Source organism: Nonomuraea sp. LPB2021202275-12-8, assembly GCF_037044575.1.
Lineage (GTDB): Bacteria > Actinomycetota > Actinomycetes > Streptosporangiales > Streptosporangiaceae > Nonomuraea.
Genome location: NZ_JBAHWD010000002.1, coordinates 55,967 through 74,945, shown reverse-complemented (window position 1 = coordinate 74,945; position 18,979 = coordinate 55,967). Strand labels below are relative to the sequence as shown.

Here is an 18,979-nt window from a genome sequence, read left to right as displayed (position 1 = left end):
CACCCCCGGCGGCGTGCCCGATGCGTCACGCCTTCGCCCACTCCGCGCAGCCGGCCGTCTGGAAGCCCTTGTCCGTGGGCAGGATCGTGACGGTGGCGGGACCTGACGGCATGTCGGCCGCGATCACGTCGCCGAGGTCGCCGGTCGTGCCCTTCATACGGGCCCAGTAGCACTGTCCACCGCCCGTGGCGGGGCCGGTGGTGCGGTAGGTGCCCGGCTGGATGTCCACCCCCACGACCAGCGTGCGAAGGGACTCCAGGGCGCCGAGCAGGTCGGTGCTCGTCCCGTTCGGGGGCGATCCCGTCGCCGCTCCCGTCGGCGCGGGCGTGCCGGTCGGGGCCGAGGTCGCCGGGGGCGCCGGAGGCTCGGTGGTCGCGGGCGCCGACGGCTGCCCGGACGGGGACTCGCGCTCGACTGTCACCGTGACCCGGGGCGCGGGCGAGGACGAGGTGTCACCCGAGCCCATCCCGGCGAAGAACCCGAGGAGGAATCCCAGCACGGCCGCCATCCCGGAGACGAGCAGGATGATCGTCGGGCTGCTGGAGGCGCGCGGGTATTCGGGAGGCCCGTACATCACCCGGACAGCCTCCCACCCACGTCAACGGTGGAGATAGTCGACCAGCGACGCCTTCTCGGTCTCCAGCTCCTCGATCGCGCTCTTGACCACGTCTCCGATGCTGACGATGCCGACCAGGCGGCTCTCTTCGACCACGGGCATGTGCCTGACCCGGTGGGTCGTCATGATCTTGCGCAGCTCTTCGACGTTGTCGCGCGGGGTGACCGTGCGGACCTCAACCGTCATGATCGTCGAGACCGGCTCGTCGAGGATCGCCGCGCCCCGGTCGTGCAGGCGGCGCACCACGTCGCGCTCGGAGACGATGCCCGCGATCGTGGCACCGTCAGAAGAGACCACGACCGCTCCGATATTGTGCTCCGCCAGCTGCGCCAGCAACTCGCGGACGCTGGATTCCGGCGCCACCGTCGTGACGTCGCTCCCCTTGCCGCGCAGGATCGTACCGATGAGCATGTGCACCACCTCGGCTCTCAGTTACCCCGAGCGGGACCCGTCTAAAGCGCTCCACTCGACCTGGTTCCCAGGCAAGCGCGCCGGTGGGGACCCCGTCAAGGAATCCCGTAAGCTGCCCGTACCGAAATCACATGAAAGCACCCGCGGGGACACGTATGACCGAGCCGCTCAACACCGGAAGCCACGATCTACCCATCACCGAGGAGCTGGCCGCGTTCATGCGCACGGGGTGGGCCGACACCCGGCGCACCGGCGTGCCCGCGGTGGCCGTCGCCCCGTGGGCGGCCAAGCGGCGCGCCGCGCTGGCGAGCCGCTTCCCCGGCGAGCGGCTCGTCGTGCCGTCGGGAACGCTCAAGGTGCGCAGCAACGACAGCGACTACCGGTTCCGGCCGCACAGCGCCTACTCCTACCTGACGGGCGCGAGCGAGCCCGGCGACGTGCTCGTCATCGAGCCGTCGGGCGAGGCCAGGCTGTACGTCAGGCCGCGCTCGCCGCGCGAAGAGGGCCAGGAGTTCTACCGTGACCGCCGCTACGGCGAGTTCTGGGTGGGCCGCAGACCGGACCTGGCCGAGGCGGCGGAGCTCTACCAGGTGGAGTGCGCGCACCTGCGCGAGCTGAGCCTGAAGGGCCCGGCCCGGGTGTTGCGCGGGGTGGACCCGTCGGTGGACGCGCTGGTGGACCCGGGTGAGGGCGACGCCGAGTTCGAGATCTTCCTGTCGGAGATGCGGCTGGTCAAGGACGAGTGGGAGGTCGGCGAGCTGCAGTCGGCGGTCGACGCCACCGGCCTCGGCTTCGAGGACGTGGTCCGGGCCCTGCCGCTCGCGCTCGGCCACCCGCGCGGTGAGCGCTATCTGGAGGGCGTGTTCGGGCTGCGCTCGCGGCTGGAGGGCAACGCGGCCGGCTACGACAGCATCGTCGCCTCCGGCGCGCACGCCTGCGTCCTGCACTGGATCCGCAACGACGGCGCGCTCCGCCAGCAGGACCTGCTCCTGCTCGACGCCGGCGTCGAGACCGACAGCCTCTACACCTCCGACATCACCCGCACCCTCCCGCTGTCGGGCCGCTTCGACCCGGTGCAGAGGCAGGTGTACGAGCTGGTGTACGCGGCGCAGGAGGCGGGCATCGGCGCGCTCAGGCCGGGAGCCCGCTTCCGCGACTTCCACCAGGCGGCCATGCGCGTCATCTGCGAGGGACTGCGCGACTGGGGCGTGCTCAAGGGCTCCCCCGACACGCTCATGGAGTCGGGCCTCTACCGCCGCTACACGCTCTGCAGCAGCGGCCACATGCTCGGCCTCGACGTCCACGACTGCGCCAAGTCCCGCGCGGAGGCCTACCTCGACGGGGTGCTGGAGGAGGGCCAGGTGCTGACCGTCGAGCCCGGCCTCTACCTGCAGCCGGACGACCTCACGCTGCCGGCGGAGTTCAGAGGGCTGGGCGTGCGCATCGAGGACGACCTGGTGATCACGGCGGACGGGGCGCGACTGATGTCCTCCGGCCTGCCCCGGCACCCGGACGAGGTCGAGTCCTGGATGGCGACTCTGCTCTCCTAGGAACGGGGCCAGGGCGCGGGGTCAGGCCTCGGTCTCGTCCAGGCCTGCTCGCGCGGCGGCCAGCTCGTAAGGGTCGCCGATGCTCCGCGCGAGCTCCAGCGCCGCACCGAAGCACTGCCTGGCCCTGTCGCGATCGCCGGCCGCCGCGTGCGTGCCGCCGAGGCCGTTGAGCACCATGCTCTCCAGGTGGCGGCTGGCCAGGCGGCGAGCGAGTGCGAGGGCCTCCTCTTGGTGGCGCAGCGCCTCGGCGAGGCGGCCCTGCATGGTCTTGATGTTGCCGATGCGGCAGAGCGCCTCGGTCTCCGGCTCCTTGCCACCGATCTCGCGGCTGATGAGCAGGGCCTGCTCCTGGCAGCGCAGGGCACGCGGGAGATCGCCGAGGCCGGCGTAGGCCGTGCCCATGTGCATGAGCGTGTGCGCCTCGTCGTGACGCCGCCCGCACCCGCGGATGTGATCGAGGCTGGTGCTCAGGTGCGCCACCGCCTGGCCCATGTCCCCGAGCCGCAGGTGCACCTGCCCGATCGTGTCGATGACGGCGATCTCACCCGGACGGTCGCCGAGCCCCTGGTAGAGCTCGCGAGCCTGCGCGCACGCGTCGAGTGCCTCGGCCAGCCGTCCGGTCCGATGAAGACCGTAGCCGACGTAGTAGAGGGCTTCTGCCTCTGTCTGCCGCTCGCCTTGCAGCCGGGCCAGCGCCACCGCCTGACGCTGGCAGTCCAGGAACTCCGCGTACTGGTCGGCCGCCATGTGGGCATGGCCCAGTGTCGTGAGGACCTTTGCCTCGCCTGAGTGGTCCCCGACGGATCGCACCGCTGTGAGAGCCAGACGCTGGGTGGCCACCCAGTCGTCGATGCTGCTCGCCAGGTAACAGTGGTACGCCGCCGTGTACGCGAGCTGCCAGGCGTGGACCGGCCACCCGTCGCCCGCGGCAAGCTCCACCAGGGCGACCCAGTTACGGTGCTCGGCGGCCAGCCACGCCAGCGCGCTGTCACCACCGGCGAACTCGGGCACGCCACCGGCAGGCTCCTCGACCGTGGGCCGGATCAGGTTCGCGTCGGGATCCACCCACGACATCGCGGAACGGGTGGTGTGGGTGTGCCAGTCGAGCAACCGGGTCAGTGCCTGACGGCGCTCGCCGTCATCGGCAACCTGCTCGCGGGCGTACTCGCGGATGAGGTCGTGCATGCTGAGGCGGCCGCGCTCGTCACGGTGGACGAGATGGGCGCGCACGAGAGCCCCGACGACGTGGCGGGTGGCCTCCGGCGCCTGCCCGGTCATCGCGGCCACGGCCTCGAGACAGAGATCCGGCCCGGGGTGGAGGCCGGCCAGCCGGAAGGCCTGCCGCGCGGGATGCAGCAGGCTGCGGTAGGACAGGGCGAACGCGGCGCGCACGCCGATGTGCGGGTCGCCGTCGATGTCGAGCTCGGCGAGCCGGTTCCCGTCGCGGAGCCGGTGCGCGAACTCCGCCACGGACATACCGGCGTGGCCTCGGACGTGCGCGGCGGCCAGCCGGAGGGCCAGCGGCAACCCGCTGCACAGGCGGGCCAGCTCCGCCACCGCGTCGGTGTCCTGTCCGGCGCCGAGGAGGGCGACGAGCAGTTCCTCCGCTTCCCGCGCGGGCAGGACGTCCAGGTGCAGGAAGCCGGCGTCGTGGGTGACCGCCAGCCCAAGCAGGGAGTGCCGGCTCGTGATCAGGGTGCGGCCCTCCGCGGACCCCGGGAGCAGGGGGCGTACCTGGTCCGCCGAGGCCGCGTTGTCGAACAGGAAAAGCATCCGCCTACCGGCGACGAGCGACCGGTACATGCCGGCGCGTTCGTCGGTCTCGTGCGGGATCTCGTCCGCCGGCACGCCGAGCCCGCGCAGCAACTGGTGCAGCGCCTGGCCAGGCTCGACCGGCGGGCCGGGCGAGTAGCCGCGCAGGTCCACGTACAGCTGGCCGTCCGGGAACCGGTCGGCGCTCCGGTGCCCCCAGCGCGTGGCGAGGGCGGTCTTGCCGACGCCGCCTGCGCCCGCAACGGCGGCGATCATCAGCGCGCCGGAGAGGAGCTCGTCCAGCTCGTCAAGGCTTCGCTTGCGTCCGGTGAACCGGACGACGTCGGCGGGCAACTGCCGGGGGACCAGTGTCTGGCGGGTCCCGACACCCCGCGGCCGGTCCTGCGTGCCGTCCGCGGTGAGTATCCACTGATGGAGCTCGCTCAGCGCCCGCCCCGGCTCCAGGCCGAGCTCGTCACGCAGGGTGGTGCGCGCCAGCCGGTACTGCTGCAGCGCATCGGCGCGTCGCCCCGCACGGTGCAGGGCCAGCATGAGCTGGGCGCGGAAACGCTCGTCCAGCGGTGCTCCGTCGACCAGGCGCCGCAGCTCGCCGATCAGTTCCGCGTGCCGTCCCAGTTCGAGATCGGCGTCGACCCGGTCGGCCAGGGCGGCCATCCGGCGTTCCTCCAGCGCGCCGCTCTTGCCCGCCTGGAACTCCTGGCGGGTGCCGCCAAGGGCCGCTCCCCGCCACAGCGCCAGCGCGGCATGCAACTCGCCGGCCGCCTCGGCGACCCGGCCCGCGGCCCGATGCGCGCCTGCCGTTTCGACGCGCTCGGCGAACACGGCCAGGTCTAGCTCTCCGGCCGGGATCCGCAGCGCGTAGCCGCCGGCGGTCGTGATCAGCTCTCCCCCGTCGCCGATCAGCCTGCGCAGGGACCACAGGTGGTTGTGCAGAGCCTTACGTCCAGCACCGGGCGGCTCGTCACCCCACAGCACGGCCAGAAGCTCATCGTGCCGCGCCACCTGGCCCGCGTGCAGCAGGAGCTGTGCGAGCAGGGTGCGCTGCTTCTCCCCCACGATCGGCACAGCCACTCCGTCGCGCCAGAGCTCCACCGGCCCGAGAATGCGAAATCGCACTCTTCCCCCTTCGGCTTTTGAAAGACCCCCGTCCCTACTCGCGGTCACATGGTGAACGATCATGATCTCGGTGCGCGCACCGTGGGGTAACAGATCGGCATGACAAGATCGCGACAAAGTGTGGAGAGAACCGAGAGCGGTCGCGTTCATCATGACGGAGCCAATCCCGACCGAGTCGAGGAACCCGGTCAATCCCTGCTCCCCTGATGGAGGAACGGGTGCGCTCACGCCCCCCGATCGGCACGCGCGCGCGTGCACGAAAAGAAATCCCTTTGGTCCCGGCCACCGCTCTGATGCTGGTCTCGGCCCTGCTCGTCACCCTGCCCGCCACAGCGCCGCCCGCAGCCTCGGAGGCCGCGACCGGCGCGCCCCCCGCGCTCACCACGTTCCCGCGGCCGGATGACCCCGACGCCCACCTGCGCGCCGCGCTCGCCGAAGCCAGGAAACGAGGCGAGCCGGTGCCCGTGGAGGCGGCCTACACCGAGGCCACGCGCACGTGGGCCTATCCGGACGGCCACCTGACCACCCAGTCGTACGCTGCCCCCGCCCAGCTCAAGCAGGCGGACGGCACGTGGGGGTGGATCGACACCACGCTCGTCGAGCAGAACGGGGTACTCAAGCCCAGGCTCACCAAGGCGGACGTACGCCTATCGACCGGCGGCGACGGGCCGTTCGTCGCGCTGGAACGGGACAGGGGAGAGCGGCTCGCCCTGTCCTGGCCATCGGACCTGCCGCGGCCCGAGGTCACCGGCAACGTCGCCACCTACCGCGACGCCGCGGGCAAGGGAGCCGACCTGGTCGTGACGGCACTGGCCACCGGTTTCCGGCACGACGTGGTGCTGCGCGAGCGGCCCAAGGGTCAGGTCGAGTTCCGGATGCCCGCCGACACCGGCAAGCTCAAACTCGCCGCGGTGAAGAGCGGCGGCCTGAAGCTCACCGATGCCAAGGGCCGCGTCCAGGCGCTCGCTCCCGCGCCGGTGATGGTCGACAGCGGCCGTACGACGTCCGGCAAGGCTCCCCAGCAGCTGAACCGGCGCACCGGGAAGATCATTACCAAGGTGGAGACCGAGGGCGGCAAGAGCGTGTTGGTGCTCAAGCCCGACGCCGGCTTCCTCGCCGCCGCGGACACCGTCTATCCGGTCGTCGTCGACCCGACCACGACGCTCGGACTGGTCAGCGACACCACCATCAACTCGATTCCGCCGTCGCCCTTCTGGACTTCCTGGGACGACTACACGGGCGAGCTGCTCACCGTAGGCGGCGGCCTCGATCTGGACGGTTCCGAGGAGATGGACCACCATCGCGCCTTCCTGCAGTTCGACACCGCTCCCCTGGCCGGGCGCGCCGTCAGCGACGCCCGCCTCGAGCTCTGGGCGGTCGACGCCGTGGACTGCCTCCAGCTGATGGGCGGCATGAAGGTGTCGCGCGTGACCGAGCCCTGGGAGCCAGGCGGGCTCAACTGGGACGAGTTGCCCGCCGTCGTCGAGAACGACGCCCAGACCCAGCTGTGCAAGGACTTCTACGATGACGACGAGCTGCCACGGGCGTTCACCTGGCCGATCACCGGCATCACCCAGGCCTGGACTTCGGGGGCGCCCAACCACGGCGTGCAGGTGCGCGCGGTCAAGGAGGACGAGGACCGCTTCAACGACGCCTGGGGGTGGGTGGACTTCCACTCGGCCGAGATGACCGGCTCGGGCGCTCGTCCGCCGAAGCTCACCGTCTCCTACATGCTGCCGCCCGAGATCCCCACGATCACGGCCGAGTCGATCGACTCCCTGTCGGGCAACGATGCGATCGCCCGCAGCACCAGCGTGAAGGTCGGCTTCAAGTCCAGCGTCGCGGAGGCCCGCCCGCTCGACTACACGGTCACGGTGAACGACTCCACCATGGCGCCGCCGCCATCCATCCCGTCCGGGGCGCGCGCTTACTGGAAGTTCGACGAGACCACCGGCGACACGGCGGCGGACTCATCTGGCGGCAACGCCACGGCCACCTTCGACGGCGACTACACCCGCGGCCCCGGCCAGATCGGGCAGGCGGTCACGTTCACCGAAGGCCACGCGGCCACCACCGGGCCGCTCGTGCACACAACGCGAGCTTCTCGGTGAGCACCTGGGTCAAACTGACCACGGACACCGAGGCCCAGACCGTCTTCAGCCAGGCGAGCGACGATCGCCCGGGCGTCGCGCTGGCCTACCTCGGCTCGTCCGACGACCCGGACCTCAGCCAGAAGTGGTGGCTGGAGATGGCCCGCACACCCACCACCGGCGGCATCATCGCGCTGTCGGACCAGCACGCCAAGATCGGCACCTGGACCCACCTGGTCACGGTCTACGAGCACGCGGCGGGCAAGCTCCGGCTGTACGTGGACGGCGTGCTCGCCGGTGAGAAGGACCACACCAGCACCTGGGACGCCCGCGGCGACTTCGAGATCGGCCGCGGCGACATCATCGGCATCGACGGGCAGCTCAACGGCGGAGTCGACGAGATGCGCGTCTACGAGCGGGCACTGAGCTCCGACGACGTCCGTGCCCTGTACGGCGCGCCGTCGGCCACCAGCTACAACGGGATCCCCTCCGGCCAGGTGGTGGACCAGGTCTTCGCGCTGGACAACCCGGCCAGCTTCAAGTTCGTGGTCAAGGCCTGCCGCAACGGTGTCACCCCGCCCTCCTGCAACGAGAGCCCTGCCTACCGGATCACGTCGGACGCGCCCATGCTGCCGTCGGATACCGAGACGGGCATGGCCGATCCGGCCCAGCCAATCCTTTCGGGCATGGTCAACCGGCCCTCCGGCGGGCCGCTCATCGCCAAGTACTACCTGTACGACGACCAGGGGACGCCCATCGGAGCCGCCCCGCTCGGCACCCGCGCAGCCAACGGCGGGGAGCGGGCCTCGTTCCAGGTCCCGCCTGGCACCGTCCAACCGGGCCGTGCGTACCGATGGCAGATGATCGCCTGCGCGGTCGGCGAGGGCACGGCGACACCGACCGACCCGACCCCCACCCCGACTCCGACTCCGACACCCACCCCCGAGGGGCCGGTTCGTCATGAGGCGGAGTCGGCGGCTCTGTCGGGTTTCCGGGTCATGACGAATACGCCGGCCGGAACCTCGGGCAGCGCGGTCAGGAATCAAGGCTCGTCCTCCAGCATCACGTGGACGATCAACGCCGCCTCGGCGACCAGCGCGGGCCTGAGCTTCCGCTACAGGAGCACCCAGGCCTCGCCCATGGTCCTGGTGGACGTCAACAACGGGAGCCCCGTCTATCCGTCCATGGCCAGGACCACGACCTGGCTCGACGCCACGGTCACGGTGAACCTGAAGGCGGGCCAGAACACCATCCGGATGTCCACGCTGCTGGTGGCGGACGGCAACCTCTCACTCGACTACCTGGAGGTCCAGCCGCAGGCGGCCGCTCCCGCTCCGGCCACGGCGCGCGCGACGTCCACCGCGACGGAGGGACCACTGGAGGAGGTCTGCACCCCCAAGACGACCGCCGTCACGTTCACGACGCCGGGCACCCCGCCACCGCCTCCAGCGGAGGATGTGCGGCAGCTGACGCTGGGCCAGGACGGCTTCGTCATCAAGACGGCGAAGACGGATCCGACCGCCTGCGACGGCGGCCCCTGCACAGTTACAGACGCCGCCACGATGCGTATCGGTGGCAGCGGCATCGACAGGACAGCGGCAGTGGTCGGCTTCAAGCTCGACGAGTTGCCGGACGGCGCGATGGTGTCCGAGGGAATGCTGAAACTGGGCAGTCCCACGTGTTCGCCGGGTACCTGTCCGGCTGACGCGATCATCACGGCGACGCCGTTGAAGAACACGGTCACCAGCCAGACCAAGGGCCCGGATCTCGCGAACGACGTGGAGCCTGACGCCGCCTATTCCCTGCCGTTGAGCGGCCCTCAGGGCGACATAGCCGGCAGCGAGTATCAATGGCTCCTGCTCACAACCGATAGGGAAGAGATCATCTCCTTCGGTGACCCGGCGGCAGCCGAGCAACCATCGCTTGCGCTCGCGTACCTTCCCGCCGGTCCACCAAGCAGCGTGCTCAACCTGATCGCCAAAGGCGGCGATGCCAGCGCCACGGCCAGTTGGGGCCTACCGGAGAACAACGGCAGCATCGCCATGCTCGACGGGTACGACGTCGAGGTCACAGATGCCGGCGGCGCGGTCGTCAAGTCCATGGAAGCGAACCAGCCGTTCGCCGCCATCGACGGCTTGGCGAACGACATCACTTACACGATCAAAGTACGGGCGAAGACTGCGTTCGGCTCCAGCGACTGGCAGAGCACGACCGCTACGACCAAGGCTGTTCCGCCACCTCCAGCCGATGGAGGCGGAGGGGCGGAATGTGTTCCCTACGAAGAGCAGAGCCCGGCGGCCATCGCGGAATCCGTGGCGGGCGCGCAAGCGTACATCGACCGGGTCAAGCACTATTACCAGGCCCAGGACGCCGTTCTAGAGGGTCGCGCGAGCACGGTCTGGGACGCACCAGGGGTAGATCCTCAGGCGCCGAACACCGCTTCACTCTCCCTGCTCAACGCCGCGTTGCAGCAGCGGCACGAGGTCTCAGGGCTGGAAGGCCTGCCGCGGAGCAACTCCACCGTGACGCTCAATGACGTGGTGGTCCAAGAGATGGGCGGTGGTTCCGTCCGCGTCATCGCGGGAGTGAAGCGGGAATGGGACGTGCCCGCCACCGCTGCAAGAACCGGCACCGCCTCGGACGAGCCGGGCATGGTCGAGCCCATGGAATACATGATCTCGATCCACGTCTTCGAGCGATGCGGCAAAATGAGCGTGATTCAAGTGCCCTACGACGCCGAAGAGGATTCGACCGACTTCGATCCGGGAAATGCCGGCGGCGCGAGCCTGGATCCCCCGATCAAGGACGGCGAGTACGCATGGTGGCGGGGCAATCTCGGCCAGGAGCGCGACAGCAAGAGCGGAAAGCTCCGCATCGGAAAGAATTGGTATGTGATGGCCAAGAGCTATTCGGAGTGGACGGTACCGACCAGCTACAACGAGTGGCTCAGGAAATGGCGACTCAAGAACGTGTTCAGCAGGCTGGACATCTATCCCGCCTCGTCGGCTCAATATCAAACGGCATACGGTAAAGCGCTGGTCAAGCACCTGACGGTCAGCATCGAGAGCACGGTCTGCGTCAAGACACAGACGACAACTACCCAGACCAACATCGGTTTCACTGTCGGCACCGACAACACCGGAAATTTCGGACAGTCATTCACCACCAGCACCAAGTGGGAGTGCATCAAATACAAGCGAACCCTCGGAAAGGGAGTCAAGCCATCCCTTAATGCAGGCGTGAGCTGGATAGAAGCCGAATGCCTGGATGACTGCTCCGCCAAGTACTATCGCCATGCCACCATTGCCACGCTCGTGGCCAAGTTCATGGGCAAGGACAAACTGGTCCACGAAGAACAGGTTCGGGCCGACCTTTCCTGTGAGGTCGAAAGAGTGCCGCCTCGGGCCTTCGGATCCGCGAGAGGGTCGTTCAGGTATCCAGTATGCAAATCAGGAGGTAGCCCCAACCGTCCTATTCTAGAAGACTGACCTGAGCGCAAGGGCGTGAGGCGAACCGTCTCACGCCCTTGCGCGGGCGAGAGGACGAACATGAAGGCTGCTCCTTCTGGGGGAGGGCTCCCGTACTTAACGGTGCTGATGACACTGGGGCTGACGATGGCGAGCAGTTCCTGTACGACGGGATCGACCCTCACATCATGTGAGCGCCTCCGACTCGTCGGGCTGAATTCCTTCGCCGTGACCCACGGGGATTACGAGCTGAAGCGTGGCACGTTCGGAGAGGCGTGCGAGGACGGGACCCTGCCCATCCATCTGGGACCTCGCAGCGCGATGAGCGACACGGCGCAGTGGTCCGACGAGATTCGATGGGGAGATTCGGGCGAAGTGTTGTCGCCGTACACGCTCCCATGGCGGCTGACCTCGATTTTGGGCGACGCCACCGGAATGGCGTCCGCAGAGGCCGAGTTGGGCGATCAGAAGACTCTGCTCGAGTCCATCCCGTCCGGCATGCCCGTTCAGGTCGTCGTTGTTCTCGCCAAACCGCTCAAGGAGAGCGAGGTAAGAGCTCTCTGGTCGGATCCGCGGACTCTTCTGATGGCACCCGCCCAGCCGTTGATCTGGGAGGAGCCGATCTCCTGCGACCACAGGGGATTCGACACATGCGCATTCGACACCCACCCCGAACCGTTCACAGCCCAATTCAGGAAATGGGTGAGTCTGCTGCGGGCAGATGACGCCCCGATCCTCGCCCAGTTCAAGCTCAAGCTGCCGCAACTGCAGAAATACGCCAGCGACGGTCTCGTCTACGGGTTCACCGCCCGGAATCTGCCGGATCCTATCCGGGCCATCGTCAAGGATCCTCGCATCCGGGCCGTCTACGTCGTGGACACCGACCTGCCGCGTCCCTGACCGTCGGGTGGTCCGGGGTACGTGGGTATGACTGCGGTTTCATACTCCAGTCGGATGCACTGGTCGGGCGGTCTGGTCGAGGATCGAGGTCTCGACGATTGGACTCGCCATGCGAAGACCTGTCCTGATGCTCGCCTCCTTACTCTCCCTCATCGTCCCCCTGCTGCCGGTGGCGCCCGCAGCCGCCGCACCCGCCATCACCTGGTCCTCCTGCGCCCAGGACGCCACCGCCGAGTGCGGCACCCTCACGGTGCCCGTCGACTGGAAGAATCCCCGCGGCCAGACGATCGAGCTCGCCCTGGCCCGGCGCAAGGCCACCGATCCCGCCGCCCGGATCGGCTCCCTGGTGATCAACCCCGGCGGGCCCGGCGGCTCGGGGGTGGACGCCGTCCTGCAGGGGTGGCTCGGGTTCACGCCGGAGATCACGCGCCGCTTCGACGTCGTCGGGTTCGACCCGCGCGGGGTGGCGCGCAGCCATCCGATCCTGTGCTCCCTGGAGCTGGCCCTCCAGGCGCCCGACCCGCTGTCCATCGGCGACCAGGCGGACTTCGAGGCGCTGCTGGCCTACAACGAGCGCTACCGGCAGGACTGCCGGGCGCGCACCGGGCCGCTGTTCGACCACGTCGACACCGGCAGCGTCGTCCGCGACCTGGACACGCTGCGTGCCGCGCTGGGCGACGACAAGCTCACCTACTACGGCGTCTCCTACGGCACGCTCATCGGCCAGCTGTACGCCGAGCGGTTCCCCAAGCGGATCCGCGCGCTGGCGCTCGACAGCAACATGGACCACAGCCTCGGCACCCGGGCGTTCCTGGACACCGAGTCCTGGACCTCCCAGGACTCCTTCGACGAGTTCGTCGCCTGGTGTGACCGGACCGCCTCCTGCGCGCTGCACGGCAGGGACGTCCGCGCGCTCTGGGCCGAGCTGCTCGCGCGGGCCGAGCGGGGCGAGCTGCGGCTGCCGGGCAACCCGGACGTCACGCTGACCAAGCTCGACCTCATCGCGCAGGCGTTCGGCGCGTTCTACGGGCCCGCGTTCAAGGAGCTGGCCGAGTTCCTGGTGGCGCTCGACAGCGGGGCCACGTCGGCTCGGGCCATCCTGACGCCGCCCACCCTGCGGGCCGACCAGGAGATCAACGATTCCTCGCAGGTCTTCTGCCAGGACTATGCGCTGCCGATCCGCGACTATCGCGAGTACGCCGGGCATCTGCGCAGGTCGGCCGCGATAGCGCCGGACATGCTGGTCAGCGTGGTGGCGCACGGGCTGGCGGCCGCCTGTCTGGGACAGCCCACCCCGATCCCCAACCCGCAGCACCGGCTGCGCGTGGACCGGACCCCGACCCTGCTGCTGGGCAACGCCCTGCACGATCCGGCGACCGGCTACCCGTGGGCGGTCAACGCGGCGCGGCAGATCGGACGTGAGGCCCGGCTGCTCACCTACGAGGGCTGGGGGCACGGCGTCTACGGCAGGGGCGAGTGCCCGACGGGGGCGATCGACGGCTACCTGGCCTCCGGGGCGCTGCCCGCCAGGGGCGCCAGGTGTCCCGCCCTGCCTCCGGCCGAGGCCGCCACCCTGCGGTCCCGCCCGCTCACCGGTCCCCTTCCGGGGCTGCCCGGCTACACCTACAACCTCGCCCGATAGGCGCCGGGACGTCAGGGCGACGAGCCGTCGCCCTGACGCCCCGGCCTGATGTTGGCGTTCAGGTGGAAGGTGTTGTCCGGGTCGTAGACGGCCTTGACCGCGGCCAGCCTGGCGTACTTCTCCTGGCCGTAGGCGGCGTGGACGCGGGCCTCGTCAGGGTCGGTGAGGAAGTTCACGTACGATCCCGTGCCGCGCGCGTACGGGCGGAGCGCCTCCCAGGCGGCGCGGGCCCACTCCCGTTCCGCCGGCAGGTCGCCGGGCGACGGAGTCATCGCGGTGATGGACATGGTGTAGTGCGGCTCGCGCGTGCCGCCGAAGGCGGTCGCGTCGTCGGCGGGGGCCGTGAAGGCGCGATCGAGGCGGAACGTCGGCATGAACGACATCGGCGATCCCTTGCGCGCCGCCTGCTCGCAGATCACGCTCCTCGCCTCCAGCGGGAGCGACGGCAGGTCCAGCGCCCTCTCGTAGCCCATGACGCCCCAGGGGGCGCTCTCGTCCAGCAGCGACTGGAGTTGCGTGTACGGCATCGGCGCGACGAATTCGAACAGGGGCTTCAGCGCCTGCCTGATCGGCGCCAGCGCGGCCGCGTGGTGCTCGGCGGAGCCGAATCCGGCCAGGATGAGCACGTGACCGGGACGGAAGCGGTGCTGCACCGGCACGAACGGCGCGGGCGGGGCGCTCATGCCGAAGCCGATCAGCACACCGATGCGCTCGGGCAGCTCCGGCACCGTCGCCTCGATCGCCTCGATCGCCTCCGGGCCGCGTTCGGCCTCCCAGAACAGGATCGCGACGTGCACCTCCGGGCCCACCGGGTGCAGCCGGTAGGCCAGCGACGTGGCGACGCCGAAGTTGCCGCCACCGCCGCGGATCGCCCAGAACAGGTCGGGATTGTCGCTCGCGGAGGCGTGCACGTACTCCCCGCTCGCCAGCACCAGGTCGGCCGACTCGAGGTTGTCCACGGTCAGCCCGAAGTCGCGGGTCAGCCAGCCGAAGCCGCCGCCGAGGGTGAGACCGCCGACGCCGGTGTGGCTGATCGTGCCGCCGGGCGTGGCCAGGCCGTACGCCTGCGTGGCGGCATCGAGATCTGCCCAGGTCGCGCCACCGCCGCAGGTGACATAGCGGGCGGCGGGGTCCACTTCGACCAGACGCAGCGCGCTCAGATCGAGCATGACGCCACCGGCCGTCACGGCGGAGCCGCCGAAGCCGTGACCGCCGCCGCGGACCGAGATCTCCAGGTCCTCCTCGCGGGCGAACCCGATGGCCGCCGAGACGTCTCCGGGGCCGCTGCAGCGGACGATCACGGCGGGGTGGCGGTTGACGGCGCCGTTCCAGACCGATCGCAGGACGTCGTAGTCGGCGTCCTGCCGGGTGACGACCCGCCCGGCGCATCGCTCGCGCAGCGTTTCCAGTTCCCTTCTGATCAGCTGGACCATGGCGCACCCCCATGCGCGGCATACTGTCGCGAATTATCACTCAATCGTACGATTTTTCGCCCTTTAGGCTGGTTCGCGACGGGTGAAATCCTGACCACGCTCCGCCGACGCGCAGTCGGGTGGACGTCCTTTGACCTGCGGCTCAGCCTTTCCCGCCAGCACCCCATGATCACGGTGTCCCCGGCGGCCCCCTCTGGCGCGATGTCGGCAGGTGATCGCCGAGCTCCGGTGCGGGTGTCGAAGTCGGCCGCGCGCCCGGTGTACGTTTCGGACGAGGCGAGCGCGCGGCCGTCCGGCGTGGGCCTGAGAGCTCACGCCGATCAGGAGGCAGGCAGCCGATGCGACGGCTCCGGGTCCCGCCGAAGAGGACCGGCTTGACGAGCGGACGAAGGAGTGACCACACCCCGTGACGACCGGCCCCGCGCGGAGCACCCCGAAGACGACCGGCCCGGTGGCGATGGGCGGCCGGCCCGAGGAGGTGCGCGCGCCCGAGGAGTGGCTGACCGAGGTGGAGCGCGAGCGGGCCGCGCAGTTCAGGTTCGACGCCGACCGCCGCTCGTTCCTGGCCGCCCACCTGCTGGTACGCCTCTGCGCCGCCGCGGTGCTCGGCGCCGGGGCGCGCGAGCTCACGCTGCTGCAGTACTGCGACACGCACGGCCCAGGGCACGGCAGGCCGTACCTTGAGCAGGCCCCCGACCTGGGCGTGAGCTTCAGCCACACGCGCGGTTATGTGTGCGCGGCGGCCGGACACGGCCGGGTGGGCGTGGACGTGGAGCGGGTGCCGGCGGGGCCGTTCGACGAGGCCCTGGCGGGCATGGCGCTGACCCCGGGCGAGCGGTCGCTGGTCACCGGCAACGACGAGCTGATCCGGCACTGGACGCGCAAGGAGGCGCTGATCAAGCGCGGCGAGCTGACCCTCGACCGGATGGCCGCCGCCGATCAGGACTGGTCGGGCCGGTACCTGCTGGAGTGGCGCGCGGAGCCGGACATTTTAGTGGCCGTTGTCACCGATGCCCCAGCCGACCGCCTGCCTATTTCCGGATAAACTGGATACATGTTCTACCGCGAGCCCCTAGAAGAGCGCATTGCCAACAGGATGGCCACGCGGAAGCCCTTGGAAGAGGGCAACACCTTCGAGCACGGTCCGGCCAAGTTCGTGTTCGTCTCACTCCTCGTCGCCGTCGTGCTCATGCACGTGGTGGGGGTCGCGATCGTGATGGCCTTCAACTGACACGGAGCCCGCGAGCTTTCCCGGACTCGTCCCCTCATCGGTCACTCTACGTACGCTAGATTGGGGATCATGAGCGCGCCTCGCTGGCTTTCCCCCGCCGAGCAGCGTGCCTGGCGCACCCACCTGGCCCTGCACAAGCTCCTCATGCACCGCCTGGACCGGGAGTTGCAGGCGCACGCGCTGTCGCTGAACGACTACGAGATACTGGTCAACCTCTCGGAGAATCCGGGGCGGCGGATGCGCATGAGCGACCTGGCCGACGCCACCATCCAGTCGCGCAGCCGCCTCTCCCACCAGATCTCCCGCATGGAGGCCAAGGGCCTGGTCGTCAGGGAGGACTGCCGGGACGACCGGCGCGGCACCTTCGCGGTGCTCACCGACGAGGGCTGGGCGACGATCCAGCGGGTGGCGCCCGACCATGTGGCGAGCGTCCGCGAGCACTTCGTGGACCGGCTCACCGACGACCAGCTCAACGAACTGCAGGTCGCCTACGGCCCGATCGTGGAGCACCTGAAAAAGCTGCGCTGACACCCAACCGATATCGGCGACGGCGCGCGGCGTTTCCACCTGCTCGCTACGATCCGCTCATGTTCAAGAAGGTACTCCTCGTCCTCTTCATCGCCGCGCTGTCGGCCTGCTCGTCAGGCAGCGGCGAGGAGTTGCCCGCCGGGCCCGACCTGATGAAGAAGGCCGCCGAGGCGATGAAGACGGTCAAGTCGGCGACGTTCTCGATCGCCACCGAGGGCAAGCCCAACGTGCCCGTCAAGAAGGCCGACGGCAGGCTGACCGCGGCGGGCGACGCCGACGGCACGATCACCCTGGAGGTGCTCGGCAGCCTGCAGGAGGTGTCCTTCGCACTGATCGGCGACACCGTGCACTTCAAGGGGCCGACCGGCGGCTTCCAGCAGATGACCAGGCAGCAGCTCGCTCAGCTCTACGACCCCTCCCTGATCCTGGATCCGGCCAAGGGCATCGCGCAGCTGCTCACCTCGGCCGCGGAGGCCAGCGTCGAGGCCGAGGAGGGCGGCGCCTACCGGGTGGCCACCACCTTCTCCGGGCAGACCCTCGGCACGCTGGTGCCCGGCGTCACGCAGGCCGTCAACGGCAAGGTCTGGGTCGACAAGGCCACCAGCAGGCTCACCAAGGTGGAGCTGCCGCTGCAGAACGGCAGCGTGACGGTGACGCTCGGTGACTACGACGCGCCGGTGACGGTCACGCCGCCTCCCGCCGCCCAATGAAGCGCGCCCGCCGGGTCGCGCTCGGCGTGGGCGGGGCGGTGGTGCTGCTCGCCGCGCTCGACGCCTACGTGGTCGTGACCGTCCTCATCGACATCGCCACCGACCTCGGCATCCCGCTGAACCGCCTGGAGCGGGCCACCCCCGTGGTCACGGGCTTCCTGCTCGGGTACGTCGCGGCCATGCCGCTGCTCGGCGGGCTGTCGGACCGCTACGGCAGGCGGCCGCTCATCCACGCCTGCCTGGCGGCGTTCGCCATCGGCTCGGTGCTGACCGCGCTGGCCTCCGGAGAGGTGATGGTGGTGGCCGGCCGGACGATCCAGGGCGTCGCCGGTGGCGCCCTGCTGCCGATCACGATGGCGCTGATCGGCGACCTGTGGGGCGAGCGCGAGCGCCCGGTGGCCCTCGGCGCGGTCGGCGCGGCGCAGGAGCTGGGCAGCGCGCTGGGCCCGATCTACGGAGGGGTGCTGGCGCTGCTCCCGAGCGCGCCGGTGCTCGGGATCGAGCTGGGCGGCTGGCACGCCATCTTCTGGATCAACGTCCCGCTGGCCCTGGCCGCGGCGCTGGCCGTACAGTTCGCCATCCCGGCCGCCCCGGCGCGGACGGCGCGGGCGGCGGGCCGGATCGACGGGGTCGGCGGAGCGCTGCTCGCCCTGGCGCTCGGGCTCCTCGTCGTCGGCCTCTACAACCCGGATCCCGCCAAGGCGGTCCTGCCGCCCTGGGGCGTGCCCGTCATCGCGGCCGGGGTTCTGGTGGCGGCGGTGTTCGTCTGGTGGGAGATCCGCTCGCCGGTGCGCCTGCTCGACCTGTCGGGCGTCACGAAGGGGCCGCTGCTGGCGACGCTCGGCGTGAGCTTTCTGACGGGCGCCGCGCTCCTGGTGACGATGGTGTTCGTGCAGTTCACCGCCCAGACGCTGCTCGGTCTGGAGGCGCTGGACGCGGCGCTGGTGCTGGGCAGGTTCCTCATCGCCCTGCCCGTCGGCGCGGTGCTGGGCGGGCTGCTGACCCGCCGGTTCGGCGACCGGGCCGTCACCGTGGCCGGCCTGCTCGTGGCCGCCGCCGGCTACGCGCTGATGAGCCGCTGGCCGCTGGATCTGGCGAGTGCCCGGCTGCTGATGGACGCCGACCTGGTCGTGGCGGGGCTGGGCGTCGGCCTGGTGATCGCTCCGGTGTCCGCGGCGGTGCTGCGGGTGACCCCGTCCGCGCAGCACGGCGTCGCCTCGGCGGCGGTCGTGGTGGCCAGGATGATGGGCATGCTGATCGGCATCGCCGCGGTGTCGGCGTGGGGCTTCTACCGCTTCCAGTCGCTGACCGCCCACCTGGACACGCCGGTCCCGTTCGGCGTCGACGCCGACACCTACGCGCTGCGGCTGGCCGAGTACACGGGCAAGGTGCAGGCGGCGCTGCACGTCGAATACACCGAGATGTTCCTGGTGACAGCCTTCATCTGCTTGCTGGGAGCGGGCTTGGCAGTGTTCATGCCGCGACGTTGACCAGCCGGTACGATGATCCCGT

14 protein-coding genes are annotated in these 18,979 nt (G+C 70.0%); 10 read left to right on the top strand and 4 right to left on the bottom strand.

All coding sequences use genetic code 11. From position 1 onward, the window contains the following. Nucleotides 1-25: 25 nt before the first annotated feature. Both V5E28_RS04110 and V5E28_RS04105 read right to left on the bottom strand, forming a co-directional pair. The gene (locus V5E28_RS04110; RefSeq protein ID WP_336204987.1) at nt 26-577 is read right to left on the bottom strand and encodes a hypothetical protein; all 552 of its coding nucleotides are present in this window, start codon (nt 575-577) and stop codon (nt 26-28) included. Between the two features lie 21 nt (nt 578-598). After that, a complete protein-coding gene (locus V5E28_RS04105) occupies nt 599-1,027 on the bottom strand; it encodes a CBS domain-containing protein (RefSeq protein ID WP_336204986.1) in 429 nt (142 codons plus the stop codon). A gap of 155 nt (nt 1,028-1,182) precedes the next feature. Between V5E28_RS04105 and V5E28_RS04100 the strand changes: the two genes are divergently transcribed. After that, on the top strand, nt 1,183-2,577 hold the full coding sequence (locus tag V5E28_RS04100) for an aminopeptidase P family protein (RefSeq protein WP_336204985.1): 1,395 nt from the start codon (nt 1,183-1,185) through the stop codon (nt 2,575-2,577). A 21-nt stretch (nt 2,578-2,598) separates the two neighbouring features. Here V5E28_RS04100 and V5E28_RS04095 read toward each other — a convergent pair whose 3' ends face one another. Beyond that, on the bottom strand, nt 2,599-5,466 hold the full coding sequence (locus V5E28_RS04095; RefSeq protein WP_336204984.1) for an AfsR/SARP family transcriptional regulator: 2,868 nt from the start codon (nt 5,464-5,466) through the stop codon (nt 2,599-2,601). 272 nt (nt 5,467-5,738) lie between these two features. On the opposite strand from V5E28_RS04095, the gene V5E28_RS04090 reads away from it, so the two are divergent. The 4 genes from V5E28_RS04090 (at nt 5,739) to V5E28_RS04075 (ending at nt 13,565) form a co-directional block, all read left to right on the top strand. Next, nucleotides 5,739-7,577: a DNRLRE domain-containing protein gene (locus V5E28_RS04090; protein WP_336204983.1), complete on the top strand. Its 1,839-nt coding sequence runs from the start codon at nt 5,739-5,741 to the stop codon at nt 7,575-7,577. Further along, nucleotides 7,574-11,044 (top strand): LamG-like jellyroll fold domain-containing protein, encoded by a 3,471-nt coding sequence (locus tag V5E28_RS04085; RefSeq protein ID WP_336204982.1) that lies wholly within the window; start codon nt 7,574-7,576, stop codon nt 11,042-11,044. Before V5E28_RS04090 ends, V5E28_RS04085 begins: the two co-directional genes overlap by 4 nt. 102 nt (nt 11,045-11,146) lie before the next feature. Then, nucleotides 11,147-11,923, top strand: coding sequence for a hypothetical protein (locus V5E28_RS04080; RefSeq protein ID WP_336204981.1), 777 nt, complete (start codon nt 11,147-11,149; stop codon nt 11,921-11,923). 109 nt (nt 11,924-12,032) lie between these two features. Continuing rightward, entirely contained in the window at nt 12,033-13,565 is a 1,533-nt protein-coding gene (locus V5E28_RS04075; protein WP_336204980.1) for an alpha/beta hydrolase, read from the top strand. Nucleotides 13,566-13,576: 11 nt separating this feature from the next. On the opposite strand, the gene V5E28_RS04070 is transcribed toward V5E28_RS04075, so the two are convergent. Then, nucleotides 13,577-14,998: an FAD-binding oxidoreductase gene (locus tag V5E28_RS04070; protein ID WP_336204979.1), complete on the bottom strand. Its 1,422-nt coding sequence runs from the start codon at nt 14,996-14,998 to the stop codon at nt 13,577-13,579. A 406-nt stretch (nt 14,999-15,404) separates the two neighbouring features. Here V5E28_RS04070 and V5E28_RS04065 point away from each other — a divergent pair, with 406 nt between their 5' ends. From V5E28_RS04065 to V5E28_RS04045, 5 genes are all read left to right on the top strand, one after another. After that, nucleotides 15,405-16,043 carry a 4'-phosphopantetheinyl transferase family protein gene (locus V5E28_RS04065; protein ID WP_336204978.1) on the top strand — a complete coding sequence of 213 codons (639 nt, stop codon included), beginning with the start codon at nt 15,405-15,407 and terminating at the stop codon, nt 16,041-16,043. Between the two features lie 9 nt (nt 16,044-16,052). Then, a complete protein-coding gene (locus V5E28_RS04060) occupies nt 16,053-16,229 on the top strand; it encodes a hypothetical protein (protein ID WP_336204977.1) in 177 nt (58 codons plus the stop codon). Nucleotides 16,230-16,298: 69 nt separating this feature from the next. Further along, nucleotides 16,299-16,757 carry a MarR family winged helix-turn-helix transcriptional regulator gene (locus V5E28_RS04055; protein ID WP_336204976.1) on the top strand — a complete coding sequence of 153 codons (459 nt, stop codon included), beginning with the start codon at nt 16,299-16,301 and terminating at the stop codon, nt 16,755-16,757. Between the two features lie 59 nt (nt 16,758-16,816). Continuing rightward, complete coding sequence (locus V5E28_RS04050; RefSeq protein WP_336204975.1) at nt 16,817-17,467, top strand: LppX_LprAFG lipoprotein; 651 nt, start codon at nt 16,817-16,819, stop codon at nt 17,465-17,467. Beyond that, entirely contained in the window at nt 17,464-18,957 is a 1,494-nt protein-coding gene (locus V5E28_RS04045; RefSeq protein ID WP_336204974.1) for an MFS transporter, read from the top strand. The genes V5E28_RS04050 and V5E28_RS04045 overlap by 4 nt, the downstream gene beginning before the upstream one ends. Nucleotides 18,958-18,979 lie beyond the last annotated feature (22 nt).